Annotated in this window: 25 protein-coding genes; 12 read left to right on the top strand and 13 right to left on the bottom strand. The window is 72.1% G+C overall.

Features of this window, described 5'->3' with window-relative positions; translation table 11 throughout:
• Positions 1 to 14: 14 nt before the first annotated feature.
• The gene (locus tag ACIRVH_RS41900) at positions 15 to 830 is read right to left on the bottom strand and encodes a TIGR02452 family protein (protein WP_403965124.1); all 816 of its coding nucleotides are present in this window, start codon (positions 828 to 830) and stop codon (positions 15 to 17) included.
• 275 nt (positions 831 to 1,105) lie between these two features.
• Between ACIRVH_RS41900 and egtA the strand changes: the two genes are divergently transcribed.
• Genes egtA through egtD form a run of 4 tightly spaced genes read left to right on the top strand, consistent with a single transcriptional unit; the run spans position 1,106 to position 5,530 of the window.
• Complete coding sequence (gene egtA, locus ACIRVH_RS41905) at positions 1,106 to 2,422, top strand: ergothioneine biosynthesis glutamate--cysteine ligase EgtA (RefSeq protein WP_403965126.1); 1,317 nt, start codon at positions 1,106 to 1,108, stop codon at positions 2,420 to 2,422.
• Complete coding sequence (gene egtB, locus ACIRVH_RS41910; protein WP_403965128.1) at positions 2,419 to 3,756, top strand: ergothioneine biosynthesis protein EgtB; 1,338 nt, start codon at positions 2,419 to 2,421, stop codon at positions 3,754 to 3,756. Before egtA ends, egtB begins: the two co-directional genes overlap by 4 nt.
• Positions 3,756 to 4,571, top strand: a complete 816-nt coding sequence (egtC, locus tag ACIRVH_RS41915) for an ergothioneine biosynthesis protein EgtC (protein WP_403965129.1) — start codon at positions 3,756 to 3,758, stop codon at positions 4,569 to 4,571. The genes egtB and egtC overlap by 1 nt, the downstream gene beginning before the upstream one ends.
• Entirely contained in the window at positions 4,568 to 5,530 is a 963-nt protein-coding gene (gene egtD / locus ACIRVH_RS41920; RefSeq protein ID WP_403965131.1) for an L-histidine N(alpha)-methyltransferase, read from the top strand. Before egtC ends, egtD begins: the two co-directional genes overlap by 4 nt.
• Before the next feature lies 1 nt (position 5,531).
• Here the strand turns inward: egtD and ACIRVH_RS41925 are convergent, their stop codons facing one another.
• Complete coding sequence (locus tag ACIRVH_RS41925; RefSeq protein ID WP_403965133.1) at positions 5,532 to 6,788, bottom strand: extracellular solute-binding protein; 1,257 nt, start codon at positions 6,786 to 6,788, stop codon at positions 5,532 to 5,534.
• A 214-nt stretch (positions 6,789 to 7,002) separates the two neighbouring features.
• Here ACIRVH_RS41925 and ACIRVH_RS41930 point away from each other — a divergent pair, with 214 nt between their 5' ends.
• Positions 7,003 to 7,218: a dodecin gene (locus tag ACIRVH_RS41930; protein WP_403965135.1), complete on the top strand. Its 216-nt coding sequence runs from the start codon at positions 7,003 to 7,005 to the stop codon at positions 7,216 to 7,218.
• 52 nt (positions 7,219 to 7,270) lie between these two features.
• Here ACIRVH_RS41930 and ACIRVH_RS41935 read toward each other — a convergent pair whose 3' ends face one another.
• The gene (locus ACIRVH_RS41935) at positions 7,271 to 7,762 is read right to left on the bottom strand and encodes a hypothetical protein (protein WP_403965137.1); all 492 of its coding nucleotides are present in this window, start codon (positions 7,760 to 7,762) and stop codon (positions 7,271 to 7,273) included.
• 60 nt (positions 7,763 to 7,822) lie between these two features.
• Between ACIRVH_RS41935 and ACIRVH_RS41940 the strand changes: the two genes are divergently transcribed.
• The 3 genes from ACIRVH_RS41940 to ACIRVH_RS41950 all read left to right on the top strand — a co-directional run bounded on the left by ACIRVH_RS41940 (position 7,823) and on the right by ACIRVH_RS41950 (position 10,027).
• On the top strand, positions 7,823 to 8,197 hold the full coding sequence (locus ACIRVH_RS41940; RefSeq protein WP_390769310.1) for a (2Fe-2S) ferredoxin domain-containing protein: 375 nt from the start codon (positions 7,823 to 7,825) through the stop codon (positions 8,195 to 8,197).
• 108 nt (positions 8,198 to 8,305) lie between these two features.
• Positions 8,306 to 8,761 (top strand): hypothetical protein, encoded by a 456-nt coding sequence (locus ACIRVH_RS41945; protein WP_403965139.1) that lies wholly within the window; start codon positions 8,306 to 8,308, stop codon positions 8,759 to 8,761.
• A 261-nt stretch (positions 8,762 to 9,022) separates the two neighbouring features.
• Positions 9,023 to 10,027 carry an LLM class flavin-dependent oxidoreductase gene (locus tag ACIRVH_RS41950; RefSeq protein WP_403965141.1) on the top strand — a complete coding sequence of 335 codons (1,005 nt, stop codon included), beginning with the start codon at positions 9,023 to 9,025 and terminating at the stop codon, positions 10,025 to 10,027.
• A 5-nt stretch (positions 10,028 to 10,032) separates the two neighbouring features.
• On the opposite strand, the gene ACIRVH_RS41955 is transcribed toward ACIRVH_RS41950, so the two are convergent.
• Positions 10,033 to 12,510 carry an ATP-dependent Clp protease ATP-binding subunit gene (locus ACIRVH_RS41955; protein ID WP_403965143.1) on the bottom strand — a complete coding sequence of 826 codons (2,478 nt, stop codon included), beginning with the start codon at positions 12,508 to 12,510 and terminating at the stop codon, positions 10,033 to 10,035.
• 193 nt (positions 12,511 to 12,703) lie between these two features.
• On the opposite strand from ACIRVH_RS41955, the gene ACIRVH_RS41960 reads away from it, so the two are divergent.
• Positions 12,704 to 12,895, top strand: coding sequence for an antitoxin (locus ACIRVH_RS41960; RefSeq protein ID WP_403965145.1), 192 nt, complete (start codon positions 12,704 to 12,706; stop codon positions 12,893 to 12,895).
• A gap of 69 nt (positions 12,896 to 12,964) precedes the next feature.
• Positions 12,965 to 15,304 carry an ATP-binding cassette domain-containing protein gene (locus ACIRVH_RS41965; protein ID WP_403965147.1) on the top strand — a complete coding sequence of 780 codons (2,340 nt, stop codon included), beginning with the start codon at positions 12,965 to 12,967 and terminating at the stop codon, positions 15,302 to 15,304.
• On the opposite strand, the gene ACIRVH_RS41970 is transcribed toward ACIRVH_RS41965, so the two are convergent.
• The 5 genes from ACIRVH_RS41970 to ACIRVH_RS41990 form a co-directional block, all read right to left on the bottom strand.
• Positions 15,280 to 16,128 (bottom strand): lysophospholipid acyltransferase family protein, encoded by an 849-nt coding sequence (locus ACIRVH_RS41970; protein ID WP_403965149.1) that lies wholly within the window; start codon positions 16,126 to 16,128, stop codon positions 15,280 to 15,282. The two genes, ACIRVH_RS41965 and ACIRVH_RS41970, sit on opposite strands and share 25 nt — an antisense overlap.
• Positions 16,128 to 16,898, bottom strand: a complete 771-nt coding sequence (locus ACIRVH_RS41975) for a GNAT family N-acetyltransferase (protein WP_403965151.1) — start codon at positions 16,896 to 16,898, stop codon at positions 16,128 to 16,130. Before ACIRVH_RS41975 ends, ACIRVH_RS41970 begins: the two co-directional genes overlap by 1 nt.
• A 237-nt stretch (positions 16,899 to 17,135) precedes the next feature.
• Complete coding sequence (locus ACIRVH_RS41980; RefSeq protein ID WP_403965153.1) at positions 17,136 to 17,885, bottom strand: succinate dehydrogenase/fumarate reductase iron-sulfur subunit; 750 nt, start codon at positions 17,883 to 17,885, stop codon at positions 17,136 to 17,138.
• Positions 17,882 to 19,828 (bottom strand): fumarate reductase/succinate dehydrogenase flavoprotein subunit, encoded by a 1,947-nt coding sequence (locus ACIRVH_RS41985; RefSeq protein WP_403965154.1) that lies wholly within the window; start codon positions 19,826 to 19,828, stop codon positions 17,882 to 17,884. The genes ACIRVH_RS41980 and ACIRVH_RS41985 overlap by 4 nt, the downstream gene beginning before the upstream one ends.
• A gap of 1 nt (position 19,829) precedes the next feature.
• Positions 19,830 to 20,501 carry a succinate dehydrogenase gene (locus ACIRVH_RS41990; protein ID WP_403965275.1) on the bottom strand — a complete coding sequence of 224 codons (672 nt, stop codon included), beginning with the start codon at positions 20,499 to 20,501 and terminating at the stop codon, positions 19,830 to 19,832.
• A 120-nt stretch (positions 20,502 to 20,621) separates the two neighbouring features.
• Here ACIRVH_RS41990 and ACIRVH_RS41995 point away from each other — a divergent pair, with 120 nt between their 5' ends.
• Positions 20,622 to 21,515: a LysR family transcriptional regulator gene (locus ACIRVH_RS41995; protein WP_403965156.1), complete on the top strand. Its 894-nt coding sequence runs from the start codon at positions 20,622 to 20,624 to the stop codon at positions 21,513 to 21,515.
• 158 nt (positions 21,516 to 21,673) lie between these two features.
• Here the strand turns inward: ACIRVH_RS41995 and ACIRVH_RS42000 are convergent, their stop codons facing one another.
• From ACIRVH_RS42000 to ACIRVH_RS42015, 4 genes are all read right to left on the bottom strand, one after another.
• On the bottom strand, positions 21,674 to 23,818 hold the full coding sequence (locus ACIRVH_RS42000; protein ID WP_403965158.1) for a putative bifunctional diguanylate cyclase/phosphodiesterase: 2,145 nt from the start codon (positions 23,816 to 23,818) through the stop codon (positions 21,674 to 21,676).
• A complete protein-coding gene (locus tag ACIRVH_RS42005; RefSeq protein ID WP_403965160.1) occupies positions 23,815 to 24,627 on the bottom strand; it encodes an SAM-dependent methyltransferase in 813 nt (270 codons plus the stop codon). The genes ACIRVH_RS42000 and ACIRVH_RS42005 overlap by 4 nt, the downstream gene beginning before the upstream one ends.
• 256 nt (positions 24,628 to 24,883) lie before the next feature.
• A complete protein-coding gene (locus ACIRVH_RS42010; protein WP_403965161.1) occupies positions 24,884 to 25,855 on the bottom strand; it encodes an SCO0930 family lipoprotein in 972 nt (323 codons plus the stop codon).
• A 242-nt stretch (positions 25,856 to 26,097) separates the two neighbouring features.
• Positions 26,098 to 26,592: a hypothetical protein gene (locus ACIRVH_RS42015; protein WP_403965163.1), complete on the bottom strand. Its 495-nt coding sequence runs from the start codon at positions 26,590 to 26,592 to the stop codon at positions 26,098 to 26,100.
• A gap of 28 nt (positions 26,593 to 26,620) precedes the next feature.
• Here ACIRVH_RS42015 and ACIRVH_RS42020 point away from each other — a divergent pair, with 28 nt between their 5' ends.
• A complete protein-coding gene (locus tag ACIRVH_RS42020) occupies positions 26,621 to 26,749 on the top strand; it encodes a hypothetical protein (RefSeq protein WP_403965164.1) in 129 nt (42 codons plus the stop codon).
• Positions 26,750 to 26,764 lie beyond the last annotated feature (15 nt).

The following is a 26,764-nucleotide window of genomic DNA, read 5'->3' on the forward strand; positions in this document are numbered from 1 at the left end:
CTGCCTGAGAGCCTCTAGGGCTGCGAAAACGCGCGTACGAAGGCCTCCCGGACCGTCGCTCCCGGCGTACGGTCCAGGACGCCGAACACCACATGCTCGAACGTCCGAGCAAATCGGCCGCCGGGCCCTAGCAGCGCACGGAAGGCGCCCGCGACCTGCGCCGGGTCGTTCTGGAAGACACCGCACCCCCAGGCGCCCAGCACCAGCCGCCGGTATCCGTGCGCGGCCGCGGTCTCCAGGACCCGCTCGGCCCGCCGGGCCAGGGCGGCCGGGAGTTCGCCGACGCGCTCGGGTGCCGTACGCCGTACGACGCCCGCGTTGGGGGCGGCGGCGGTCAGGAAGCCCGCCAGGTACGGCTCCGGCAGCAGGCGGCCCCGGTCGTCGCGGAACACCGGGACTGCTGGGGTGTGGATCACCCGGTCCGTGTAGAGCGGGTCGCGGTGGGCGCGGTGGTGGTCGTAGTACTCCCGGGCCTCCAGCAGGCAGATGTACAGCGCGGAGGCGCGGCACAGGGCCTCCTCCTGGGCCTGGGCGCCGTTCAGATAGCCGCCGCCGGGATTGCGGGCCGAGGCGAAGTTCAGCACCGCGACCGGGGCGTCGGCGAGCCGGCGGGCGGCTTCCAGGCTGCTCTCGCCCGTGACCTGGAACAACGTCTCCGCATCCGCCGTCACGGACACCGGCACCGGCCCGGGGCCGTACATCCGCGTGCCCGCCCGGGCGGCCTCGATCGCCGCCGCGACGGAGACCTCCCGGCCGTCCGTCAGGCGGTACCCCCCTGACGCCACGATCTGCTCGGTCTCCGTGGCGATGCCGCGCAGGCGCGCGCTCACGGCGCCACCCCCGTGGGCGCCATGACCGCGGCCCGCGCAGCCTCCCCCGTCGTGCTCATGCAGGCATCCTGGGTGATGCTGGTGATGCGGTGCAACGGAGTTTCCGGGTCCCGGAACGGCCTGGAAACGCCCAAGAAAACGGAGATTACCGATCCGGAACGTCCCAATGGGCACCCTTGTGCGAATCGTTGCGAGGGTCTTGGGTGGGACGAGTGCCTGCCCGGCTCACCGAACGCCGAGCCGGTGACATGGTGGAATCTCAGGAGGATCCCGACATGTCCGATTCAATATCCGATGGTGGCGACTGTACGGAGCACCGCACAGCCGTCACCGAGGCCGAGGTCGAGGCCCTCGTCCGAGGTATCTGTTTCAAGACGGGCCCGCCCCGCACGCTCGGGGTCGAAGTGGAATGGCTCGTCCACGAGCTGCGGCAGCCGCAGCTCCCCGTGACACCCGAACGACTCGAAGCGGCCTACGCCGCCCTGCGGGCCGTGCCCCTGAAGTCGCCGCTGACGATCGAACCCGGCGGACAGCTGGAGCTGAGCTCACCGCCCGCCACCTCCCTGATGGAGTGCATAGACACCGTCTCGGCCGACCTGGACACGGTCCGCGCGGTCCTCGCCGAGGACGACCTGGGACTCGTCGGCGTCGGCCACGACCCCTGGCACCCACCCCGCCGGTTCCTGCACGAACCGCGTTACGACGCCATGGAGGCCTGCCTCGACCGCACCGGCACGGCCGGCCGGCACATGATGTGCACCTCGGCCTCCGTCCAGGTGTGTGTGGACGCCGGCCACGAGGAGCCCGGACCGCTCGGGCACGAGCGGCGCTGGCAGCTGGCACACCTGCTGGGCGCGGTGCTGGTGGCCGCGTTCGCGAACTCCCCGCTGATCGGCCGGCAGCCCACGGGCTGGCGGTCCACCCGGCAGCTGCTGTGGATGGAGATCGGCGTCGCCGGCCGGGCGGGCGGGCCCCCGCCGGAGGGTGAGCCGCGGGACGCCTGGACCCGGCATGTGCTGGACGCCCCGGTGATGTGCGTCCGCGGTGACGGCGGTCCGTGGGAGTTGCCCGAGGACCTGACCTTCCGCGAGTGGACTCGCTCACGGACACCCCGGCCGCCCACCCGGGCGGACCTCGACTACCACCTCACCACCCTGTTCCCGCCGGTCCGGCCCCGCGGCCACCTGGAGCTGCGCATGATCGACGCGCAGCCCGGCGAGGACGGCTGGATCGTGCCGCTCGCGGTGACGGCGGCCCTGTTCGACGACCCGGAGGCCACCGAGGCCGCGCACCGGGCGGTGAAACCCCTGGCGGAGCGGACGCTGAACCTGCCCGCACCGCACAATCCGCTGTGGACCGACGCGGCCCGGCACGGGCTCGCCGACCCCGAGCTGCGCGAGGCCGCCGTGGCCTGTTTCGCGGCAGCGCTGGAGGCCCTGCCCCGGCTCGGTGCCACACCCGCGGTCATGGACGCCGTGGCGGCCCATCTCCACCGCTACGTCGCCCGGGGCCGCTGTCCGGCCGACGACCTGCTGGACCGCCTGCGCGACACGCACCGTCGTGCCCACGGGAGGAAGGACATCCGCACATGACCGCCCCGGAGACCGAGGTCACGGACACCGAGCACGACAGCGAGGCGCTGCGCGAGCGTGCGCTCGCCTCGCTCGCCACCGCCCGCGCCCGCACCACGCTGCTGACCAGCTGCGTCGAGGACCCCGACCTCACCGCGCAGCACTCCCCGCTGATGTCGCCGCTGGTGTGGGACCTCGCCCACATCGGCAACCAGGAGGAGCTGTGGCTGCTGCGGGCGGTCGGCGGCCGGGAGGCGATGCGGCCCGAGATCGACGGCCTGTACGACGCCTTCGAGCACCCGCGCTCCGAACGGCCCTCGCTGCCGCTGCTGCCACCCGCCGAGGCTCGCAACTACGCGGCCGAGGTGCGCGGCCGGGCCCTGGACCTGCTGGGGGCCGCGGACTTCCACGGCAGCCGGCTGACCGAGGCCGGGTTCGCCTTCGGGATGATCGCGCAGCACGAACAGCAGCACGACGAGACGATGCTGATCACTCATCAGCTCCGCAAGGGCCCACAGGTCCTGACCGCCCCCGACCCCGAACCGGCGCCGCTGTTCACGGGTCCGGCCGAAGTCCTCGTCCCCGGCGGCCCGTTCACCATGGGCACCTCCACCGAGCCGTGGGCGCTGGACAACGAACGCCCGGCGCATCCGGTGGACCTGGCGCCGTACTGGATCGACACGACCCCGGTGACGAACGCGGCGTACCAGGCGTTCATCGAGGACGGCGGCTACGACACCGAGCGCTGGTGGACGCCCGAGGGCTGGGCGCACATCCGGCAGCACTCCCTCGCCGCCCCGCTGTTCTGGCGCCGCGACGGCGACCAGTGGCTCAGGCGCCGCTTCGGGATCACCGAGGTCGTGCCGCCGGACGAGCCGGTGCTGCACGTGTGCTGGTACGAGGCGGACGCCTACGCCCGCTGGGCCGGGCGCCGGCTGCCCACCGAGGCCGAGTGGGAGAAGGCCGCCCGGTACGACCCGGCCACCGGCCGCTCCACCCGCTACCCGTGGGGCGACGCCGACCCGGCGCCCGAGCACGCCAACCTGGGCCAGCGGCACCTCAGGCCCGCCCCCGCCGGCAGCTACCCGGCCGGTGAGTCCCCGCTCGGCGTACGGCAGTTGATCGGGGACGTGTGGGAGTGGACGGCGAGCGACTTCCTGGCGTACCCGGGCTTCCAGGCGTTCCCGTACAAGGAGTACTCGGAGGTGTTCTTCGGCTCCGACCACAAGGTGCTGCGCGGCGGCTCGTTCGCCGTGGACCCGGTGGCCTGCCGCGGCACGTTCCGCAACTGGGACTACCCGATCCGGCGGCAGATCTTCTCCGGGTTCCGCACCGCCCGCTCGGAGGCCGTCTGATGTGCCGTCATCTGGCCTACCTGGGACCGGAGGAGCCGCTCGGCCGGCTCCTCGTGGAACCGCCGCACAGCCTGTTCCGGCAGTCGTGGGCGCCCCGGCGTCAGCGGTACGGGACGGTCAACGCCGATGGCTTCGGGGTGGGTTGGTACGCCCCGGGCGATCCGGTCCCGGCCCGCTACCGGCGGTCCGGGCCGATCTGGGCGGACCTGTCCTTCACCGACCTGGCCCGGGTCGTGCGCGCCGGTGCCGTGCTGGCCGCCGTACGCGACGCGACCCGCGCGGGCGCGGACGGCGAGGCCGCGGCGGCACCCTTCGCCGCCGACCGGTGGCTGTTCAGCCACAACGGCGCGATCGCCGGCTGGCCGGACTCGGCGGCACCGCTGGTGTCCGCCCTGCCCCCGGTCGAGCTGCTGTCGCTGGAGGCACGCACCGACTCGGCGTTCGTCTGGGCGCTCGTGTTGCACCGGCTGCGGCTCGGTGACGGCCCCGCCGACGCCCTCGGCGGGGCGGTTCGCGAGCTGGCCGAGGCGGCCCCCGCCTCCCGGCTGAACCTGCTGCTCACCGACGGCACCACGATCACCGCCACCGCCTGGGGCGACAGCCTCTGGTACCGCACGGAGCCCGGCACCGGCACGGTCGTCGCCTCCGAACCGTACGACGACGACCCGCTCTGGCAGGAGGTCCCCGACCGCACCGTGCTCACGGCGAGCCGGACCGGCGTGCTGCTCGCGCCGCTGGAGGACCCGGCGTCCTCCCCCACTCTCGACTCCGCTCGAGCGGGGGCGCCCCCATCACCGAAGGAGCCCTGTACGTGAGTCCCCTGCACGTCACCCGAACTCTCCCCGAGGACGCGACGGACGCCGCGCTGCGCGCGGACGTCCTCGCCGGTCTCACGGTCAACCCCAAGACGCTGCCGCCCAAGTGGTTCTACGACGCCCGGGGCAGCGAGCTGTTCGAAGAGATCACGGAGCTGCCCGAGTACTACCCGACGCGGGCCGAGCGCGAGATCCTCGTGGCCCGGTCCGGCGAGATAGCCGCCGCGAGCGGCGCGCGCACCCTGGTCGAGCTGGGCTCCGGCTCCTCGGAGAAGACCCGCTATCTGATCGACGCGCTCACCTCGCTGTCGGCGTACGTCCCCGTCGACGTCAGCGAGAGCGCCCTCACCCAGGCCGGGCAGGCGCTCATCGAGGAGCGTCCCGGACTCGACGTGCACGCGCTGATCGCCGACTTCACCGCCCCGCTGGCGCTGCCCGAGACGCCCGGGCCCCGGCTGGTGGCGTTCCTCGGCGGAACGATCGGCAACCTGCTGCCCGCCGAACGGGCGAAGTTCCTGGCCTCGGTGCGTGCCCTGCTCGCACCGGGCGACGGACTGCTGCTCGGCACGGACCTGGTCAAGGACGAGCGGGTGCTGGTCCGGGCGTACGACGACGCGGCCGGGGTGACGGCCGCGTTCAACAAGAACGTCCTGGCCGTCATGAACCGGGAGCTGGGTGCCGACTTCGACCCGGACGCCTTCGACCATGTGGCGCTGTGGGACACCGAGCAGGAGTGGATCGAGATGCGGCTGCGCTCGCTCACCGCGCAGACCGTGAAGGTGCCCGCACTGGACCTCGCCGTGGACTTCGCGGCGGGCGAGGAGCTGCGCACCGAGGTGTCGGCGAAGTTCCGCAAGGAGGGCGTGACCGCCGAACTCGATGCGGTGGACCTGGAGTTGACCCACTGGTGGACGGACACCGAGAGCCGCTTCGCGCTGTCGCTCAGCGTGGCGCGGTAGGTCAGCCCAGGTTCGGAACAAGGGCTTCGGTGATCTTCCGGCTGGCCCGGCGTGCCTCGGCCGCCGGGTCGGCCCCGCCGAGCACCTCGGTCATGTAGCCCTTGATCGGGTTGTCGGCCTCGACCGCGGCCCACTGCGGGCTGTTGGGGGTCGCCCGGCCGTGTGCGGCGCCCGCCGCCATGGCGGCGACCCCCTCCTCCCCCGCGACCGCGCCCGCCAGGGTGGTCTTGTTGGGCACGTAGTTCATGGTGCGGGCGAGTTCGGTGTCCCACTTGGCGCCGGTGAGCGCCCCGACGACGGCGGTCGCGGCGAACTGGTCGTCGGTGTTCCGCGGGACGACGAGGTCGGAGCCGCCGGTGAAGACCGTGCCGGGCCGGGCGGCGGTCCTGCCGGGCACCGGGAAGAAGCCGAGCTTGTCCTTGAGCCCGGGGTTCTGCTGCACGATGGACTGGGCGAGCCCCGGTACGGCGATGATCTGCGCGACCTTGCCGCCCGCGAACACCCCTGCCTGGGGCGGGTGTTCCTCGTCCGCGTCCACGGGGCCCTCGCCGAGCGCCTGGAGCCGCCGGTAGAAGTCCATGCCGCGCAGGGCTGCCGGGGTGTCCAGGGTGCCGCGCCACTCGTAGTCCTTCTGCTCGGCCAGCTCTCCGCCCTCGTCCCAGATGAAGCCGGAGAGGGTGTACCAGTCCTGTCCGGCCAGGTAGATGCCCTGGTTGCCGCCCGAGTCGAGTTTGCGGGTGTCGGTGAGCCACTCGTCGCGGGTCTTCGGCGGGGTGGTGATGCCGGCCTGTGCGAAGAGGTCCTTGCGGTAGATGACGACCCGGTTGGCCGCGTACCAGGGCACGCCGTACTGCTTGTTGCCGTCCTTGCCCGGTTCGGCGAGGCCCGGCAGCCAGCGCTCCTTGCCCCAGTCGCGCATCGACTCCAGCGTCAGGTCGGCGAGCCGGCCGTCGTCGACGTACAGCGGAACCTGGGTATTGCCCACCTCGATCACGTCGGGGGCGTCCTTCGCGTCGCTCCTGAGCCCCTTCCGGACCTTCTCGACGATGCCGGTCCACTCCTGGATGCGGATGTCGAGCCGCTGGTCCTTGTGGGTGCGCTCGAAGTCCTCGGTGAAGCGCCGCAGGAACTCCTTCGTGGCGCTGTCCTTCATCAGCCACACGGTGACTGTGTGCCGGTCCTCGCCGCCGGGGAGGAGGCCGCAGCCGCTGACGAGGGAGCCGGTGACGCAGAGGAGGGCGAGCAGACGACGTCTCACGAGGGGTCCTGTTCTGTCTGACGGACAGGGGAAGGGGCCCGACGTGGGGGGACGAGCCAGGGCTCGCACGGGTGTCTGGATTTTGGTATGGACCAATGCGGGGGTCAAGGGCTACCGGGAGTACGGCCGCGACGCCTCGCGCTCCGCCTCCGCATACGGCACCGTGGAGTGACGCGTGACACACCCGTCACGGCGGCACAACGAGGAGCACCGCATGACCAACCACACCTACCGGGTCTCGGAGATCGTCGGCACCTCCCCCGACGGCGTCGACAAGGCCATCCGCAACGGCATCGCCCGGGCGGCCCAGACCGTGCGCAACCTGGACTGGTTCGAGGTGACGCAGGTCAGGGGGCAGATCGAGGACGGGCAGATCGCGCACTGGCAGGTCGGTCTGAAGGTGGGCTTCCGCATCGAGGAAGGGGACTAGGCCCTCAGGACCGGCAAAGGTCCGTCCCCAGGGACCAGCACACACCCGATCCTCAGGTCCGGCCCTCACGCTCCTGGGCGTCCTCCAGCGCAGGGGACTTCGCGGCCCAGCGGGCCCGTACGACGGCGAATCCGGCGCGCTCGGCGTCGTCGCACACGAGTTCGTCGTCATCGACGAGGAACCGTATCTCGCGGTCGCGGGCGAGCCGACGCAGGATCTCCAGCTTGGTGAACCGGGCCGGCCTGCGGTCGGCGTTGCTCCGCATGTGGAGGCGCCCCTCGGGCAGCCCCTGGCCGGCGAGCCAGTCGAGCGTGTCGCGCCGGCATCGCTCGGGCCGTCCCGTCAGGTACACGATCTCGCACTCGCGGGCCTGCTCCAGGACGAGCGTCACGCCCTCGGCGAGCGGCGGATCCTGGGGCGCGGCCGCGAAGAACCCGGCCCAGTTCCGCGGCCGGTCCGTCAGGAAGTGCTGCCGATGGGCGGTGTCGGCAAGGGTGTTGTCCAGGTCGAACACGGCAACCGGGCGCACACTGCTGTCTGTCACGGGGCAACCCTAGCCACCCCTGCGTCAACTCCCCAAAGGCGTGGGCCTCATGCTTCTCCCATGCCTTCTGTTCCCACCCTCGTCGTCTGCCGGGGCTGCTGCTGCGGCAACCCGGCCAAGCACCCCGGTACCGATCACGACGGCCAGCTGGACCGGTTGCGGGCCGCCGCGGCCGAGGGTGGCTTCGCGGTGCGCACGACCGACTGCCTGGGGCCGTGCGACCAGGCGAACGTCGTGGTCGTCCGCCCCTCCGCCGAGGGGCGGCGGGCGGGCGGCAGACCCGTGTGGATCGGGTTCGCCCTGGACGACGACTGCACGGCCGAGGTCGCCGAGTGGGCGCGGACGGGCGGGCCCGGGCTGGCCGAGCCGCCGCTCGCGCTGGAGCTGCAGATGATCGAGGCTCCACGAGGCGCACGGACCCGGTCGGGGCGCTGACCGCCGCGCCCGGCCGGAGGCGAGCCGACCTGCTGCGCTCCGAGGGCCGCGCCGGACTACCGTTTGAGGGGGCGGTCCTGCTCGCGAGGAGCGAGAAGGGAGCCGCGTGTGCGTGGGCGGACGGTCGGCGCGACGGCGACCCTGCTGCACGCGAGTGCTTCGGCGGACGGTGGAGCGGTGGCCTTCGCGGAGCGTGACCTCGACCGCACGCTGCCCCTGCTGCACCGGGCGCTCGCCGTCCGGCTGGGGCTGGGGGTGCCGTACGAGGCGGCCCAGGTGCGGATGGCCCTGGCCGCCGCCGAACGGACCGCCGGGGACGCCGAGGGCGCCCGGACGGAGCTGCGGCCGGCCCGGCAGGGCTTCGAGGAGCTGGGCGCCGCACCGGCTGCCCGCCGGGCGGCAGCCCTCCTCGCCGGCTTGGGCGAGGAGCCGCCGGGACAAGTGCTGCGGCTGGTCGCGGCGGGCCGCACGAACCGGTCCATCGCCGCGGAACCGGTGATCAGCGAGCACACCCTCGCGCGGGCCGCGGCGACGGCGTACGCCTGCACCCAGGGCCTCACGTGAGGGGATCGTTCCGCTCATGTCCCCGCCCCCACGGACGGGTCGATCCGGCGATGAGGCGCCCGCCGGGGCGCGTAGACCGGCAGTACACCGACGCGCAGGCGAGTGGCGGCCATGACCACGTCCCCACCGGCCCTGGACGCACGGCTCCCCGGACGGCTGCACGGAGCCGTGCGCGGCGCTGTGACCCGGGCGGCCTGTCCCGTCCGAACCACGACATCGCGCCGTGAGGAATCCTGCGGGCTCCAGGGTGTTGAACCTCGTATGAGCTCCGTGACCCCCGCGACCCGCTTCTCCGTTCTCGACCGTTCCCGCACCCGTGCGGGCCGGCCGCCCGGCGAGGCGCTGCGGGACACGGTCGCGCTGGCGCGGGAGGCGGAGGCGCTCGGCTATCACCGGTTCTGGGTGTCCGAGCACCATGGCGTGCCCGGGGTCGCCGGGTCGGCGCCGACCGTACTCGCCGCCGCCGTGGCCGCGGCGACCCGCACGATCCGCGTCGGCACCGGTGGGGTCATGCTGCCCAACCACCAACCCCTCGTCGTGGCCGAGCAGTTCGGCGTGCTGGAGTCGCTCTTCCCGGGCCGGATCGACATGGGGCTCGGCCGTTCCGTGGGCTTCACGGACGGCGTGCGCAAGGCCCTCGGGCGGGACAAGGACGACGCCGGGGACTTCGGGGCGCAACTCGGCGAACTGCTCGGCTGGTTCGAGGGCACCTCGCCGACCGGGGTGCGCGCCCGCCCGGCGGAGGGCCTGCGGGTACCGCCGTTCGTGCTGGCCATGGGCGAGGGCGCGCGGATCGCGGCCCGCGCCGGGCTGCCGATGGTCATCGGTGACCTGCGGGGCCGCGAGAAGATGCTGCGCGGCATCGACCAGTACCGCGCCGGGTTCCGCCCCTCCCCGTGGGCGTCCGAGCCGTACGTGGTGATCTCCGGCACGATCGCGGTCGCCGGCACCCCCGAGGCCGCGCGGCGGCTGCTGGTCCCGGAGGCCTGGGCCATGGCGCACGCGCGGACCCACGGCACCTTCCCGCCCCTGGCCCCGGCCGAGGAGATCGAGGCCCGCGTGCTGACCGCGAAGGAGCGGGACCTCTACGAGTCCGGTCTGGCCGGCCACCTCGCCGGCACCGAGGACCAGGTCGCGCACGAGCTGGACACGGTGCTGAAGGAGACGGGTGCGGACGAGGTCCTGGTCACGACCAGCTCGTACGACCGTACGGCGCTGCTGGACTCCTACCAGCGCCTCGCCGCGCTCTTCGCACCCCGCGGCTGAGCGGCTCAGCCCTGTACGTCGGCCGGCCTGTCCGCGCGCATCACGATGGAGCCGTCCGCCGCGTCCACCACGGCGCGGTCGCCCGGTACGAGTTGCCCGGACAGCAGCATGTCGGCGAGGCGGTCGTCCACCTCGCGCTGGATGGTGCGGCGCAGCGGGCGGGCGCCGAAGTCGGGCTGGTAGCCGATGTTCGACAGGAGTTCGGCGGCCGTGTCGGTGACCTCCATCGTGACGTCCTGGGCGTGCAGCCGGCGCCGGGTGTGCTCCAGCAGCAGGTCGACGATCTGGCGCAGCTGGGTGCGGTCCAGGCCGCGGAAGACGATGATCTCGTCGATGCGGTTGAGGAACTCGGGCCGGAAATGCTGCTGGAGGGCGGGCATGACGGCGTCGCGGACCTTGGCGTAGTCCTCGGTGCCGGCGGCCAGGATGCGGTCGGCGCCGATGTTCGACGTCATGATGACCACGGTGTTCTTGAAGTCGACCGTGCGGCCCTGGGAGTCGGTGAGCCGGCCGTCGTCCAGCAGCTGCAGCAGGGTGTTGAAGACGTCCGGGTGGGCCTTCTCCACCTCGTCCAGCAGCAGCACGGTGTACGGCTGCCTGCGCACCGCCTCGGTGAGCTGGCCGGCCTCCTCGTGGCCGACGTATCCGGGAGGCGCCCCGACCAGGCGGGAGACGGTGTGCCGCTCCTGGAACTCGCTCATGTCGAGGCGGATCATGCGGCTCTCGTCGCCGAAGAGGGCGGCGGCGAGGGCGCGGGCCAGCTCGGTCTTGCCGACGCCGGTCGGGCCGAGGAACAGGAAGCTGCCGATGGGCCGGTCGGGGTCGCTCATGCCGGCGCGGGCGCGGCGCACCGCGCGGGCGACGGCGGTGATCGCCTCGTCCTGGCCGACGACCCGCTCGTGCAGGTGCTCCTCCAGCTTCATCAGCCGTTCCCGCTCCTCCTCGGTGAGCTGGGAGACGGGGATGCCCGTGGTGCGGGAGACGACCTGGGCGATGTCCTCGGCGGTGACCTTCGGGACGTGTTCCTCCCCCTTGCCCGCGGCGGCCAGCCGGGCCTCGGCCTCCTTGATCCGGTCGCGCAGGTCCTTGGCGCGCTCGTACTCCTCGTCGGCGACGGCCTGGTCCTTCTCCCGGTTCAGGGCGGCGATGCGGTCCTCGATCTCCCGGGAGTCGGCCAGGGGGGTCTTGGCGCGCAGCCGGACCCGGGCGGCGGCCTGGTCCATCAGGTCGATGGCCTTGTCGGGCAGGAAGCGGGAGGCGATGTACCGGTCGGACAGCTCGGCCGCGGCGACGACCGCCTCGTCGGTGATGCGGACCTGGTGGTGGGCCTCGTACCGGTCGCGCAGGCCGCGCAGGATCTCGATGGTGTCGTCCACGCCGGGCTCGCCCACGAGGATGGGCGCGAAGCGGCGCTCCAGTGCGGCGTCCTTCTCGATGTGCCTGCGGTACTCGTCCACGGTCGTCGCGCCGATCAGGTGCAACTCGCCGCGGGCCAGGGCGGGTTTGAGCATGTTGCCCGCGTCCATGGCGCCCTCGCCGCCGCCTCCGGCGCCTACGACGGTGTGCAACTCGTCCAGGAACAGCACCAGTTCGTCGGCGTGCTCGCGGACCTCTTCCAGCAGTTTCTTCAGCCGCTCCTCGAACTCGCCCCGGTACTTGGTGCCGGCCACCATCCCGGCCAGGTCCAGCGAGACCAGCCGCTTGCCTTCCAGGGTCTTCGGCACGTCGCCCGCCACGATGCGCTGGGCGATGCCCTCGACCACGGCCGTCTTGCCGACGCCGGGGTCGCCGATCAGGACGGGGTTGTTCTTGCTGCGCCGGGAGAGGACCTCGATGGTCTGTTCGACCTCGTCCTCGCGTCCGATCACCGGGTCGAGGCGGCCCTGGCGGGCGTCCTCGGTGAGGTCGCGGCCGTACTCGTCGACGGTCGGCGTGCTGCTGGGCTTCTTCCGCTCCGCGGCGCCCTCGGTGGGCAGCCTGGCCGGCTCCCAGCCGCCCTCGCCCAGCGCCTGCCCGGCCGCCGACTCCGGGTTCGCGGCGAGCGCGCGCAGGATGTGACCGGGGCCGATGTAGGAGTCGCCCTCGGCGCGGGAGATCTGGTAGGCGTCGAGCAGGGCGCGCTTGGCGGACGGGGTGAGGGTGTTCGGCTCGGTCTTCTCGGCGCCGTGCGCGCCGGTGCCGAGCTGCTCCCGGATGCGGTCGGGGTCGGCGCCGGCCTCGGTGAGCAGACGCCGGGTGGACTCGTTGTGGGTGGCGGCGGCCAGCAGGTGCCGGGCATCGAGTTCCTCGCTGCCCTCGATCGCGGCGATGTCCCTGGCCTCGGCCACCAGGTCCCGGGCCCGTTCGGACAGCAGGCTGCCGATGTCGACGCGCTGCGGCCGACGGGCGGACGCGGCCGGGCCGCCGCTGCCGAAGAACCGGGACATCAGCTCGTCGAACTCCTCGAACGGGCTGCGTCCGAATCCGAAACCGGGAGTACTCATGGGGGCAGGCCTTTCTGCGGCGACAGGCATCCGCCCCCCAAACTCGCACATAAGGGACATATATGCACTTGCGCCTCCCCGGCGGGCTCACGCGCCGCACTCCCGCTCCACGCGCCCCCGCCCGCCGAGATGCGGGCCGCGCCCCGGCCGGAGACCCTGGAAGGCGGAGCGTCTATCCCTCAGGAGGGATGCCATGTCCATGCTGGACAAGATCAAGGGCATGCTCAAGGGCCACGAGGACGTGGCGAACAAGGGCATCGACAAGGGCGGCGACTACGTCGACGAGAAGACCCAGGGCAAGTACAAGTCCCAGGTCGACACCGCCCAGCAGAAGCTGAAGGACGAGCTCGGAAGCCAGGAGCGGGACACCCCTCCGCATCCGTAGCCGGGACCCGGCGGGCTAGAATCGCGGGGTTTGTCCCCGCCCCGGCAGGCCCGTACGGAGTGTCCCCCGATGCACAGCCCCCATGAGCCGTACGACCCCTACGTCCGTGTCCGCGGTGCCCGCGAGCACAACCTCAAGGGTGTCGACGTGGACATCCCACGGGACGTACTGGCCGTGTTCACCGGCGTGTCCGGCTCGGGGAAGTCGTCCCTGGCGTTCGGCACCGTGTACGCCGAGGCGCAGCGACGCTACTTCGAGTCGGTCGCGCCGTACGCGCGCCGGCTGATCCACCAGGTCGGGGCGCCCAAGGTCGGTGAGATCACGGGGCTGCCACCGGCGGTCTCGCTCCAGCAGCGCCGCTCGGCGCCGACCTCCCGCTCCTCGGTGGGCACGGTCACCAACCTCTCCAACTCCCTGCGCATGCTGTACTCGCGCGCCGGCGAGTACCCGCCCGGCGCCGAACGGCTCGACTCGGACGCGTTCTCCCCGAACACGGCGGCCGGTGCCTGCCCCGAGTGTCACGGCCTCGGCCAAGTACACCGCACCACCGAGGAGTTGCTGGTCCCCGACCCCTCGCTGTCGATCCGCGAGGGCGCGATCGCCGCATGGCCCGGGGCCTGGCAGGGCAAGAACCTGCGCGACATCCTCGACACGCTCGGGTACGAGGTGGACCGGCCCTGGCGCGAACTCCCGGCCGAGCAGCGGGAATGGATCCTGTTCACGGACGAGCAGCCGGTCGTCACCGTCCACCCGGTACGGGACGCCGACCGGATCCAACGGCCTTACCAGGGCACGTACATGAGCGCCCGCCGGTACGTCATGAAGACGTTCTCCGACACCAAGTCCCCGACCCTGCGGGCGAAGGCGGAGCGCTTCCTGACCGGCGCACCCTGCCCGGTGTGCGGGGGCAGCAGGCTGCGGCCCGAGGCGCTGGCGGTGACCTTCGGCGGCCGGACCATCGCCGAGCTGGCCGCGCTGCCCGTGACCGACCTGGCCGGACTGCTCGACGGCGGCACCGAGACGGCCCGGGTCCTCACCGACGACCTGAAGTCCCGGATCGCGCCGGTGGTCGAACTGGGCCTCGGTTATCTCAGTCTGGACCGGGCCACCCCCACCCTGTCCGCGGGCGAGCTGCAACGGCTGCGGCTCGCCACCCAGTTGCGCTCCGGACTGTTCGGCGTGGTCTACGTCCTGGACGAGCCGTCGGCCGGACTGCACCCGGCGGACACCGAGGCCCTGCTCGCGGTGCTCGACCGGCTCAAGACGGCCGGGAACTCGGTGTTCGTGGTCGAACACCATCTGGAGGTGGTGCGCGGCGCGGACTGGCTGGTGGACGTGGGTCCCGGCGCGGGCGAGCACGGCGGACGGGTGCTGTACAACGGCCCGGTGGCCGAGCTGGCCTCGGTCGAGGAGTCGGCCACGGCCCGCTACCTCTTCGACGAGGCCCCGGGCCCGGCGCGTGAGGTCCGCGAGCCGCGCGGCTGGCTGAAGGTGGGGCCCGTGACCCGGCACAACCTGCGCGGGGTGACGGCCGAGTTCCCGCTGAGCGCGTTCACCGCCGTCACCGGTGTGTCCGGCTCCGGGAAGTCCACGCTGATCGGCGAGCTGACGGAGGACCTGGCCGGGGTCGGCCGTCTGGTCCGGGTGGACCAGCGGCCGATCGGGCGCACGCCGCGCTCCAACCTGGCCACCTACACGGGCCTGTTCGACGTCGTGCGGAAGGTGTTCGCCGGCACCGACGCGGCGCGGGAGCGCGGCTACGGCGTCGGGCGGTTCTCCTTCAACGTGGCCGGCGGGCGCTGCGAGACCTGTCAGGGCGAGGGGTTCGTCAGCGTCGAGCTGCTGTTCCTGCCGAGCACGTACGCGCCCTGCCCGGACTGCGCGGGCGCCCGCTACAACCCGGAGACCCTGCGGGTGGCGTACCGGGGACGGAGCATCGCCGAGGTCCTGGACCTCACCGTCGAGGACGCGGCCGGGTTCTTCGCGGACATCCCGGGTGCGGCCCGCAGCCTGGGCACGCTGCTCGACGTGGGCCTCGGCTATCTGCGTCTGGGCCAGCCCGCCACCGAGCTGTCCGGCGGGGAGGCCCAGCGGATCAAGCTGGCGAGCGAGCTGCAGCGCGGCCGTCGCACCCACACCCTCTACCTGCTGGACGAGCCGACGACCGGTCTGCACCCGGCCGACGTCGAGGTGCTGATGGACCGGCTGCACGGGCTGGTCGACGCCGGGCACACCGTGGTCGTGGTCGAGCACGACATGACCGTGGTCGCCGAGGCGGACTGGGTGATCGACCTCGGGCCGGGCGGCGGCGACCGGGGTGGCCGCGTCGTGGCGGCCGGGCCGCCGCAGCGGGTGGCGCGGGCGGCGGGCAGCGCCACGGCGCCCTATCTGGCCCGGGTCATGCCCTGACCCGGGGCGTCCTGCGGCTCCAGCAGGACGGCATGGGTCCAGGCGACCTCGGCAGGCACCGGCTGGGCGGCACGGGCGAGGGACCGACGGTCGGGCTGGGCACCGGGCGGTATCACCGGCCGGATGTCCACCTCGGCCACCAGGCCCCGCGCGCGGGCGACCCGCCACAGGGAGGCGAGCAGGGTGTCCTCGCCGACGAACGCGGCAGCGGTGCTCGCGGCCCCTCCCCCGTCCTGGCGGTAGCGCAGCCGGACCGGCTGCACGGGCACACCCGCGTCCAGCGCGGCCTGGAAGACGGCCCGGTGGAAGCGGCCGTGCGCCCGCCCGCACCAGGTGCTGCCCTCGGGAAAGGCGACAACGGCCGCGCCCTCCCCCAGGGCGTGCGCGATCCGGGCGACCGTGTCGGGCAGCGCGCGCAGCCGGTCGCGCTCGATGAAGACCGCCCCGCCGCGCGCGACCAGCGCCCCCGCCACGGGCCAGTCACGGATCTCGGTCTTGGCGAGCATCCGGGCGGGGCGTACGGCGGCCAGCAGCGGGATGTCCAGCCACGAGACATGGTTGGCGACCATCAGCAGACCGCCGGCCGGTGCGGTGGTGCCGGTGAAGCGGACCCGGACCCCGATGGCCCGCACGATCGACCGGCACCACCGCCTGACCCACTCGGCGGGGATCCTCCCGCCGAGCGGGGACAGCACGATCCCGGCCAGCACCAGGACCGTGACCGCGGTGAGCCGCAGCACGGCACGGGGTACGGCCGCGGCGGGTGCGGCCGGCTCCACGCAGGCGCCCGGGGTGCAGGGCGCACTGGGCAGCCAGACGCTCATCAGGCCGGCACGAGGGAGAGGAAGTGCTTCAGATAGCGCGGGTTGACCCGGCGCATCGACAGCAGCACGTACAGGTCGGCCACCCCGAAGTCCGGATCGTGCGCGGGCTCCCCGCACACCCAGGCGCCGAGACGGACGTAGCCGCGCAGCAGGGCGGGCAGTTCCATGCGGTCGGCCGGAACCTCGGCGTTCGGGACCCACGGCAGCAGGGGCCGTACCCGGAACTCCTCGGGCGCCAGGTGCTTGGCACGCACCCGGTCCCAGGTGGCCGTGGCCAGCGCGCCGCCGTCGGCGAGCGGCACGGAGCAGCAGCCCGCCAGCCACTCGTGGCCCCGGTCGACCATGTACCGGGCTATCCCGGCCCAGATCAGGCCGATGACCGTGCCGTCGCGGTGGTCGGGGTGCACGCAGGAGCGGCCGACCTCGACCAGGCCGGGCCGGATCCCGTCGAGCGGGGCGATGTCGAACTCGCCCTCCGAGTAGAGCCGGCCGGCGACCGCGGCGCGCTCCGGCGGCAGCAGCCGGTAGGTGCCGACGACCTGCCCGGTCACGGTGTCGCGCACGAGCAGGTGGTCGCAGTACGCGTCGAACGGGTCGACGTCGAGGCCCGGCTGCGAGGTGGTCAGCAGGGCGCCCATCTCTCCGGCGAAGACGTCGTGGCGCAGCTGCTGCGCGGCTCGGACGTCGGCCTCGTCACGGGCGAGGGTGACGGTGTAGCGGGTGGGTGCCGCGGGCTGCGGAGGACGGTCGAGCGTGGTGACGCCGGTCATGGCTCTCTCCATGGTCACGGGCCGGGGTCGGCGGGAGCGGCGGAGCGGCGGTCCGCTCTGCCGGTCCTGTTCTTCCGACGCCGGTTGGCGTACGCGTGACAGGTGGCCGGAGAGTGGGTGTGGGCTTGTTGAACGGCGTGGGTGAGGGTGCCGGCGAAAAACCAGACGGGGCCGGAAGGAGCACCTCTCCCGACCCCGCCCGTCCGCCTGCTGGTCGGCGAACGTCTTCTGCTCCGGCTAGCGCTTGGCCACCTTCCGGGTGGCCCGCAGCCACTCCTTGTTCATGCTCGTGATGGACACCAGCGGAATCCCCTTGGGACAGGCGGTCGCACACTCACCCGTCAGCGTGCAGCCCCCGAACCCCTCCGCGTCCATCTGCGCCACCATGTCCAGCACCCGCGTCTCCCGCTCGGGCGCCCCCTGGGGCAGCACGTTGAGATGGTTGACCTTTGCGGAGGTGAACAGCATCGCCGCACCGTTCGGACAGGCCGCCACGCACGCGCCGCAGCCGATGCACTCGGCGTGCTCGAACGCGAAGTCGGCGTCCGCCTTGGGTACGGGGGCGGCATGGGCCTCGGGCGCGGAGCCGGTGGGGGCGGTGACGTAGCCGCCGGCCTGGATGATCCGGTCGAACGCCGACCGGTCCACGACCAGGTCCTTGATCACCGGGAACGCCGAGGCGCGCCAGGGCTCGATGTCGATCGTGTCGCCGTCCTTGAAGGACCGCATGTGCAGCTGGCAGGTGGTGGTGCGCTCGGGGCCGTGCGCGTCGCCGTTGATGACGAGCGAGCAGGCGCCGCAGATGCCCTCGCGGCAGTCGTGGTCGAAGGCGACCGGGTCCTCGCCCTTGAGGATGAGTTCCTCGTTGAGGGTGTCGAGCATCTCCAGGAAGGACATGTCTGAGGAGATGCCGTCCACCTCGTACGTGGACATGGTGCCTTCGGCGTCGGCGTTCTTCTGCCGCCAGACGCGCAGGGTGAGCTTCATGCGTAGCTCCGCTGGGTGGGGTGGACGTACTCGAAGACCAGGTCTTCCTTGTGCAGGGTGGGCGCCTCGCCGGTGGCGGTGAACTCCCAGGCGGCCGCGTAGGAGAACTCCTCGTCCCGGCGCGCGGCCTCGCCGTCGGGAGTCTGCGACTCCTCGCGGAAGTGGCCGCCGCAGGACTCGCCGCGGTGCAGCGCGTCGAGGCACATCAGCTCGGCGAGCTCCAGGTAGTCGACGACGCGATTGGCCTTCTCCAGCGACTGGTTGAACTCCTCGCCGGTGCCGGGCACCTTGATGCGCCGCCAGAACTCCTCACGGATCTGCGGGATCCGCTCCAGGGCCTTGCGCAGGCCCGCGTCCGTGCGGGCCATGCCGCAGAACTCCCACATGAGTTCGCCGACCTCGCGGTGGAAGGAGTCGGGGGTGCGGTCGCCGTCGACGGACAGGAGCAGGTTGAGCCGGTCCTCGGTCTCGGCCAACACCTCCTGGACGACGGGGTGTTCGGCCGTCACCGCCTCCTGGTGCGGGTTGCGGGCGAGGTAGTCGTTGATCGTCGACGGCAGGACGAAGTAGCCGTCGGCGAGGCCCTGCATCAGGGCGGAGGCGCCGAGGCGGTTCGCTCCGTGGTCGGAGAAGTTGGCCTCGCCGATCGCGAACAGGCCCGGGACGGTCGTCTGCAGGTCGTAGTCGACCCACAGGCCGCCCATCGTGTAGTGCACGGCGGGGTAGATCCGCATCGGCACCTCGTACGGATCCTCGTCGGTGATCCGCTGGTACATGTCGAAGAGGTTGCCGTACTTCGCCTCGACCGCCTCGCGGCCCATCCGCTTGATCGCGTCCGCGAAGTCGAGGTAGACACCCTGGCCCCCGGGGCCGACTCCCCTGCCCTCGTCGCAGACGTTCTTCGCGGCTCGGGAGGCGATGTCGCGCGGGACCAGGTTGCCGAAGGAGGGGTAGATGCGCTCCAGGTAGTAGTCGCGCTCGTCCTCGGGGATCCGGTTCGCCGGCCGGTCGTCGCCCTTGGCCTGGGGCACCCAGATCCGGCCGTCGTTGCGCAGCGACTCGCTCATCAGGGTGAGCTTGGACTGGTGGTCGCCGGTGCGCGGGATGCAGGTGGGGTGGATCTGCGTGAAGCAGGGATTGGCGAAGTAGGCGCCGCGCCGGTGCGCCCGCCAGACGGCGGTCGCGTTGGAGTTCATGGCGTTCGTGGACAGGTAGAAGACGTTGCCGTAGCCGCCGCTCGCGAGTACGACGGCGTCGGCGAAGTACGTGTCGATCCTCCCGGTGACGAGGTCCCGCGCCACGATGCCGCGCGCCCGCCCGTCCACGACGATCAGGTCCAGCATCTCGGTGCGCGGGTGCATCTCCACGTTCCCCGCGGCGATCTGCCGGGACAGCGCCTGGTAGGCGCCCAGCAGCAGCTGCTGCCCCGTCTGGCCGCGGGCGTAGAAGGTACGGGACACCTGGACGCCGCCGAAGGAGCGGGTGTCGAGCAGGCCGCCGTACTCGCGGGCGAAGGGCACGCCCTGCGCCACGCACTGGTCGATGATCTCCACGGAGATCTGCGCGAGCCGGTGCACGTTGGACTCGCGGGCCCGGAAGTCGCCGCCCTTGACGGTGTCGTAGAACAGCCGGTGGATCGAGTCGCCGTCGTTGCGGTAGTTCTTCGCCGCGTTGATGCCGCCCTGCGCGGCGATCGAGTGGGCGCGGCGCGGCGAGTCCTGGTAGCAGAACTGGACGACGTGGTAGCCCTGTTCGGCGAGCGTGGCGCCCGCGGAGCCGCCGGCCAGGCCGGTGCCGACCACGATGACGGTGTGCTTGCGGCGGTTGGCGGGGTTGACCAGCTTGGCCTCGAAGCGGCGCTTGTCCCAGCGCTCGTGGATCGGGCCGGAGGGGGCCCTGCCGTCGGCTACGGGCTCACCGGTGGCGTATTCGGTGTAGGTCATGTCAGCTCACCACTCCGGTCATGACACCCACGGGTACGGCGATGAAGCCGGCCGTGAGCAGCAGCGCGAGGACGTTGGCGACGCTCTTCAGGGCGCGGTCGCGGGCGCGGCTGCCGACGCCGAGGGTCTGGGCGGCGCTCCAGAAGCCGTGCCGGATGTGCAGGCCGAGCGCGAGCATCGCGACGATGTAGATGACGTTGCCGTACCAGGTGGAGAAGGTGTCCACCACGTTCTGGTACGGGTGGCCCTCCTGGAAGCCGCCGGAGTGCACGGTGCCGGTGGTGAGGTCGAGGAGGTGCCAGACGATGAACAGGCCGAGGATGATCCCGCCCCAGCGCATGGTCCGCGTGGCGTAGCCGGCCCGCGGCTTCCTGTGCACGTACTTGCTGGGCCGCGCCTTGATGTCGCGGCGGCTGAGCTGGTAGGCGGACGTGGCGTGGGCCACCACGGCGACGACGAGGACGATCCGGATGAGCCAGAGCGTCCACTCGTAGTGCATGAAGGGTTCGCCGACGGTGCGCAGCCAGTGGGCGTAGTGGTTGAACTCGCCCGCCCCGAAGTAGATCTTCAGGTTCCCGATCATGTGCGCGACCAGGTACAGCAGCATGATCACACCGCTGACGGCCATCACCGTCTTCTTGCCGACGGTGCTGTCCCACACGGTGCGTGCCATGGACGGCCGTCGGTCCGTCCGCGTTGCCAGAGCCATGGAACAGCACGCTAGGCGTGAGGGACCCGATCGGTCCAAGACATGATCCAGCTTGTTTCCATAGGCAGGGACTATTCTGTGACCGTGCAGTTCCAACAGCTTCAGTACTTCGTGGCCGTGGCCGAGACCCGGCACTTCACCCGGGCCGCCGAGCTGGTCCATGTCGCGCAGCCGTCCCTGTCACAGCAGATCAAGGCACTGGAGCGGGAGTTGGGCGCGGACCTGTTCCTGCGCGCCCGCGGCAACATCACGCTCACCGACGCGGGCGAGGCGCTGCTGCCGCTGGCCCGGCGGATCCTCGCGGACGCGGACACGGCCCGGTACGAGGTCCAGGAGCTGGTGCAGCTGCGGCGGGGCCGGGTGCGCCTCGGCGCGACGCCGAGCCTGTGCACCGGCCTGCTGCCGGACGTCCTGCGCGCCTTCCACAACCGCTACCCCGGCATCCAGCTGCTGATCGAGGAGGGCGGCTCGCACGACCTGGTGCGGGAGCTGGCCCGCGGCGCCCTCGACCTCGCCCTGGTCGTCCTGCCGCTGCCGACGCCCGCGCCCGCGCTGACCACGGTGGAGCTGCTGCGGGAGGACCTGGTGGTGGTGTCCTCACCCGAGGTCCGGGCGCCGGGCACCTCCGGTGAGGGCGGCCGGGTCGTACGCATCGCGGACCTGGAGAGCGAGCGCCTGGTGATGTTCCGGCACGGCTACGACCTCAGGGAGCTGACTGTTGCGGCGTGCCGGGCGGAGGGGTTCGAACCGGACTTCGCCGTGGAGGGGGGCGAGATGGACGCGGTGTTGGGGTTCGTGCGGGCCGGGCTGGGCGTCGCGGTCGTTCCACGCATGGTCGCGGCGCGGACCGGGCGGGGGTTGCGGGTGACTCCGTTGGCTCGGCCGGGGTTGCATCGGACCATTGCGCTGGCTCACCGGAGCGATGTGGCTCCGCCTCGGGCTGCTCGGGAGTTGCAGCGGATGTTGCTTGAGCGGTGAGGGTGGTTCGTGCCCGGTTGCGTCTGCCTGGACATCGCCGTTGGGGAGTGCGGGTTGTGTGTGGTTGCTCGCGCCCACGCGGCGGAGCCGCATATCGATACAGCCCCGCGCCCCTAAGGCATACTGCGCCCCCTCACACCTGAGAGGGCGCCGCTCGTTCAGCCCGTCGCGTCCACCAGTGCCAGGTCGTGCAGTCTCTCCGGTGGGCCCGGCCTCGCGTAGTACCAGCCCTGGGCCGTGTCGCAGCCCAGTATGCGGAGTTGTTCGGCCTGGGCGCCGGTCTCCACGCCCTCCACGGTGACCGCGAGGTCGAGGCTGTGGGCCAGGGAGACGATGCCTTCGACGATCTTGAGGTCGACGGGGTCGGCCGGGAACTGCTGCATGCCCTGAGTGAAGGAGCGGTCCAGTTTGAGGATGCTCACCGGGAGGCGGCGCAGGTTGGCGAGGTTGGAGTAGCCGGTGCCGAAGTCGTCGAGGGCGATGTCGACGCCCATCTCGGCGAGTCGGCGCAGGGGTTTGAGGAGGTCGTCGTCGGCGCCGATCAGTGCCGACTCCGTGACCTCCAGGCAGAGCGCGTCCGGGGCGACGCCCGCGCGCTCGAGGATCTCCACCGTGTCCTGGACCAGGCCGGGATGGCTCAGCTGGCACGGGGAGAGGTTGACGTTGATCCGCAGGGGGCCGGCGGCCGTCTGCTCGCCGTATCGTTCTCGCCACTCGCGGGCCTGCCGGATGGACTCCTCCAGGACCCAGCGGCCGAGCGGGACGATCAGGCCCGTGTGCTCGGCGAGCGGGATGAAGCGGTCGGGGCCGAGGACGCCGTGCTGCGGGTGCAGCCAGCGGACCAGCGCCTCGGCGCCGCGGACGCTGCCGTCGCCGAGGTGGACCAGGGGCTGGTACTCGATGAAGAACTCGCCGCGTTCCAGGGCGGTGGGGAGAGCCGTGGTCAGGCCGTGGCGGGTGATCGCGCGGGCGTCGGCCTCGGGGTCGGCCAGCTCGGAACGGTTGCCGCCCGCCGACTTCGCCCGGTACATGGTGATGTCCGCGCTGCGCAGGATCTCCGCCGCGGTGCGCTCGCCCGCCGGGCCCTCCACGATACCGAGGCTGCCGCGTACCAGCAGGTCACGGCCGTCGATGCTGATGGGCGTGATGAGCGCGTTCATGATGCGTTCGGCGAGTTCGTCGACCTCCCGCTCGGTGCCGGGGCCGGTGGTCAGCGCCACGAACTCGTCGCCGCCGAGCCGGGCGACCATCTCGCCGGGCGCGGTCGCGCAGGACTGCAGCCGGTCGGCGACCTCCACCAGCAGCCGGTCGCCGGCCGCGTGGCCGAGGCTGTCGTTGACGGTCTTGAAGCCGTCCAGGTCGAGGTAGCACAGGCCGAAGCGCTGGCCCTCGCCGGCACCCAGGGCCTTCTCCAGGCGCTCGAAGAACAGGGTGCGGTTGGGCAGGCCGGTGAGCGCGTCGTGCGTGGCCTCGTAGCGCAGCCGGAGGTTGAGCAGGCGGCGCTCGGTGGTGTCCTCCATGAGGGCCAGCTGGTACTGCGGGTCGCCGTCGGCGTCGCGCAGCAGGGAGACGGTGAGGTTGGTCCACAGGACCGTGCCGTCGGGGCGGTTGAACGCCTTCTCGACGTGGTAGTGCTCGCGCTCGCCGCGGACGAGTTCGTCGTACAGCTTCCAGGTGTGGGGCGCGTCCTCGGGGTGCGTCCACTCCATGACGTTGCGGCCGCGCACGGTCGTCTCGGAGCCGCCGAACATGCGCAGCAGGGCCTCGTTGACCTGGAGCACGTTGCCGTCCAGGTCGGCGATGCCGATCCCTATGGCCGCACCCTCGAAGACCGCCCGGAAGCGGGCCTCACTGGTGTGCAGCGCCTGGGCCACGATGCCCTGGGCCTGCAACGCGGCCTGGGCGATGGCCTCCTGCTCGGCGAGGGTGCGCTCGCGCAGGGCCTGCGCGTACCCGGCGGCCATCGCGTGCTGCAACCGTGAGGAGCGCATGCGCAGTTCGTCCTGGGGGCCGTCCTCGCCGCAGTAGAGGACCAGATAGGCGTCGACGCAGTCCAGGGTGCGGGTGAGCGCCTCGGGGTCGGTGCAGTGCGCCTCGACCAGCGCGGCGCCGACCGCCTTGGCCTCCTCCGAGTCGAAGCTGCGGGCCCGCAGCAGACCGCTCAACCGGCGTGCGAGCGGAAGGAGTTGTTCCGCAAACTCCGCGCGGGTCAGCGACGTGGAGGTGACCGGGAAGACCGCCCGGCTCCAGATCGTCGTCAGCCGGCGCAGTCTGTCCTCCGGCCCGTCCGGTTCCGCGCTCACGCCGTGCGTCCCACGCCGGCGAATCCGGAGAAGGCGTACGGATCCTCGTCCTCCGGCGCCGACTCCGGGCGCCAGTGCGGCATCGGCACCAGTCCGGGTTCCACCATGTCGTACCCCTCGAAGAACCGCGCGATCTCCTCGCGCGAACGCATGATCAGCGGGTTGCGAATGTCCTTGTATACGTCCACCGCACCCTCGGCCCGCTCCGCCGGCAACGGGATTCCCTCGTACGAGGCATGGGTGAGGATCAGCAGGCTGCCGGGCGCGAGCACCTCGCGCAGCTCGGCCACCGCACCGTACGGGTCGTCCACGTCTTCCACGAAGTGCAGTATGGCAACGAGAAGGAGGGCCACTGGCCGATTCAGGTCGATGAGGCGGTCCAGTTGGGGGCTGGAGAGGATCTCCTGGGGCTTGCGCAGGTCGGCGGCGATCACGTCGGCGTCCGCGTTGCCCGCCAGCACCGCCTGGCTGTGCGCCACCGCCACCGGATCGTGGTCGACGTAGACGACGCGGGCACCCGGTGCGGCCGCCTGGGCCACCTCGTGGACGTTGCCGAAGGTCGGGATGCCGGAGCCGATGTCGAGGAACTGGGTGATGCCCTCGTCGGCCGCGAAGCGCACGGCCCGGCGCATGAACGCCCGGTTGGCCTGCATGATCTTCGGCAGGCCCGGCATGAACTCCATCGCCTTGCGGGCCGCCTCCCGGTCGACCTCGAAGTTGTGCGAACCGCCCAGGTAGAAGTCGTAGATACGCGAAACGCTCGGCACCGAGATGTCGATGCTCCGTGGGGCCCAGGCGGGACGCTCCATGTATCTCTCCAAGGCGTAGGCGACAGGTCGAGGCGATCCGGTGTTCGAGCTGAGGCTACTGATCGCCCGCCAAAGGAGCGACCCGAACCGGAAATTGACCGTCCGTTCCCGGTCACTGCCTGCGGCAAGTGCGCAGGTGCCCCCACCGCGTTTCAGCCCCATGAAACAACGGTCCGCCCCCTCCGTGCGGTGCGGAGGGGGCGGACCTTCGATCGGGCGCCGGTGGGCGGGGTGATCGACCCTGGGGAGGTGATCTCTACTTGCCCGGCGCGCCGACCGGCTTGCCGTCGGGCGAGACGGCGTACCAAGTGCCGCCCACGCCCTCACCGTTGGTGTCACCGGGAGCCTTGTCGCCGGAGAAGGTGTAGATGGGCCAGCAGTTGACGGTCATCTGCTTCTCCCCGTCGGGCCGGGTGAAGCCCATCAGGCCCTTCTTCTGGACACCCTTGGTGTCCTCGGGCTTGACCGGGGCGACCGCGGGCCACTTCTCCAGGCAGGCACCGGTGCAGTTCGAGATGACCTTCGGCCACGCCTTGTCCTTCAGGAAGCGGTAGACCGTCATGCCGTTCTTGTCGACGATGATGTCGCCCAGCTTGGGGTCCTTGCGGACGGACAGACCGGGCAGGGAGGCCAGCGAGGCCTTCTTGCCGTTGGGCGCGAGAGCGAACCACTTGCCCCCCACGCCCTGGCCGTTGACGTCACCGGAGTTGACGTCCTTGACATAGCGGTAGGCGGGCCAGCCACCGATGGTCAGCTGCTTGGTGCCGTCGGCGCGGGTGACCTCGCCGAGCAGCGCCTTGTCGATGCCGTCGCCGGCGGTGGCGTCGTCGGCGGGCACCGGCGGCCAGGTGGTGGCGCAGTCGCCGTCACAGTTCGACTTGGGCGGATTGGCCGTGTCCTTGTCGAACCGGTAGAGGGTCAGGCCGGAGCCGTCGGTCAGCACAGTGCCCAGGTCGGGGTTGCGGGCCACGCTCAGCTTGCCCGCGGGGGCGGCCGGGCTCGGGGAACTGGAGCTCTGGTTGCCGTCGGCGCCGTACCCGTTGCCCGCAACAGTGCCCGTGCCGGCCGTGCCGGCCGGGTTGCCGTAGTCGCCCGCCGCGGCCGTGGCCCCGACGTTCTGGGCCGCCGACGCCGGCGTGGTGCTGTTGTCCTGACCGCACGCCGTCGTCAGCGCCAGCACCGAAGCGGCCGTGGCCACCAGTGAGGCGGTCCGCCAGGAGGTCTTCATTGCCAACTCCCCAAATTCGCCTGGATATTGCAGCGCCTTGCTGCGTCGCCGCACGGCCATGGGTACGCAGCGGAGGGGCCGGAGTGTTCAACGGGGACGCGAAATTTCTTTCCGGATCCTGTGACGCGCCCCGCGCGCGGGGCGTCGCGGGGCGTCGCGGGGCGTCGCACAGGTGCACATATCGGCCAGTCGGTCAGCTTCAGGTTTTCAAACCATTGATCGCCATTTGCCACCTCTTCGGATCATTCCGGACGCACTCCGGAGTACGACGGCGCTCCGCGCCTCATGATCTCCGTCGTGCATGGACCCGAAGTGACCCGATGTGCGCCCGCCACACGGGTGTTGGCCCTTCTGGCACTGACCTGGACCCTGGTGGGCTGCCCGGTCGGGAGTGCGTCGGCCGACGCCTGCGCGTACGCCTCGACGGGCCCGGACGGCACGGTGGCGGTGGCCGTGGCGGGGGACGGCGACCGCTGGCCGACGCCTCCGCCGTGCCCGAAGCCCCCACCGCCGCCGTGCCCGCCCACACCGACGCCCACCCCCACGCCGACCCCCACGCCCACGCCGAAGCCGACCCCGTCGCCGAAGCCCAGGCCGAAGCCCACGCCGCGTCCGACGCCCACCCCGAAAACCCCGCCGAAACCGAAGCCACGGCCGCCCGCCCCGGCGCCACCCGCGCCCCGGCCGACGCCGACGCCCCGGCCCGACCCGAAGCCGCGGCCCAAGCCGTCGCCCAAGGCCCGCCCGCGGCCCTCCGTGACCCCGGTGAGCTATCCGGCGTACCACCCCCGGCCCAGCAGCCACCAGGCGCCCGACCACACGTCACCGGTCACCTACGTCCTGCTCATCACCGTCCCCGCGATCGTCGCCGTCGCGGCGCTGCGCCCGCGCTGACGCGCCGGCCGCTCA

The organism is Streptomyces sp. NPDC101165 (assembly GCF_044768135.1).
GTDB lineage: Bacteria > Actinomycetota > Actinomycetes > Streptomycetales > Streptomycetaceae > Streptomyces.

Excerpts from the sequence above, each read along its gene's own strand:
- egtA (WP_403965126.1), top strand. The coding sequence starts at position 1,106 with ATGTCCGATTCAATATCCGATGGTGGCGACTGTACGGAGCACCGCACA.
- egtB (WP_403965128.1), top strand. The coding sequence starts at position 2,419 with ATGACCGCCCCGGAGACCGAGGTCACGGACACCGAGCACGACAGCGAG.
- egtC (WP_403965129.1), top strand. The coding sequence starts at position 3,756 with ATGTGCCGTCATCTGGCCTACCTGGGACCGGAGGAGCCGCTCGGCCGG.
- ACIRVH_RS41930 (WP_403965135.1), top strand. The coding sequence starts at position 7,003 with ATGACCAACCACACCTACCGGGTCTCGGAGATCGTCGGCACCTCCCCC.
- ACIRVH_RS41940 (WP_390769310.1), top strand. The coding sequence starts at position 7,823 with ATGCCTTCTGTTCCCACCCTCGTCGTCTGCCGGGGCTGCTGCTGCGGC.
- ACIRVH_RS41950 (WP_403965141.1), top strand. The coding sequence starts at position 9,023 with ATGAGCTCCGTGACCCCCGCGACCCGCTTCTCCGTTCTCGACCGTTCC.
- ACIRVH_RS41955 (WP_403965143.1), bottom strand. The coding sequence starts at position 12,510 with ATGAGTACTCCCGGTTTCGGATTCGGACGCAGCCCGTTCGAGGAGTTC.
- ACIRVH_RS41960 (WP_403965145.1), top strand. The coding sequence starts at position 12,704 with ATGTCCATGCTGGACAAGATCAAGGGCATGCTCAAGGGCCACGAGGAC.
- ACIRVH_RS41965 (WP_403965147.1), top strand. The coding sequence starts at position 12,965 with ATGCACAGCCCCCATGAGCCGTACGACCCCTACGTCCGTGTCCGCGGT.
- ACIRVH_RS41970 (WP_403965149.1), bottom strand. The coding sequence starts at position 16,128 with ATGAGCGTCTGGCTGCCCAGTGCGCCCTGCACCCCGGGCGCCTGCGTG.
- ACIRVH_RS41975 (WP_403965151.1), bottom strand. The coding sequence starts at position 16,898 with ATGACCGGCGTCACCACGCTCGACCGTCCTCCGCAGCCCGCGGCACCC.
- ACIRVH_RS41980 (WP_403965153.1), bottom strand. The coding sequence starts at position 17,885 with ATGAAGCTCACCCTGCGCGTCTGGCGGCAGAAGAACGCCGACGCCGAA.
- ACIRVH_RS41985 (WP_403965154.1), bottom strand. The coding sequence starts at position 19,828 with ATGACCTACACCGAATACGCCACCGGTGAGCCCGTAGCCGACGGCAGG.
- ACIRVH_RS41990 (WP_403965275.1), bottom strand. The coding sequence starts at position 20,501 with ATGGCACGCACCGTGTGGGACAGCACCGTCGGCAAGAAGACGGTGATG.
- ACIRVH_RS42005 (WP_403965160.1), bottom strand. The coding sequence starts at position 24,627 with ATGGAGCGTCCCGCCTGGGCCCCACGGAGCATCGACATCTCGGTGCCG.
- ACIRVH_RS42010 (WP_403965161.1), bottom strand. The coding sequence starts at position 25,855 with ATGAAGACCTCCTGGCGGACCGCCTCACTGGTGGCCACGGCCGCTTCG.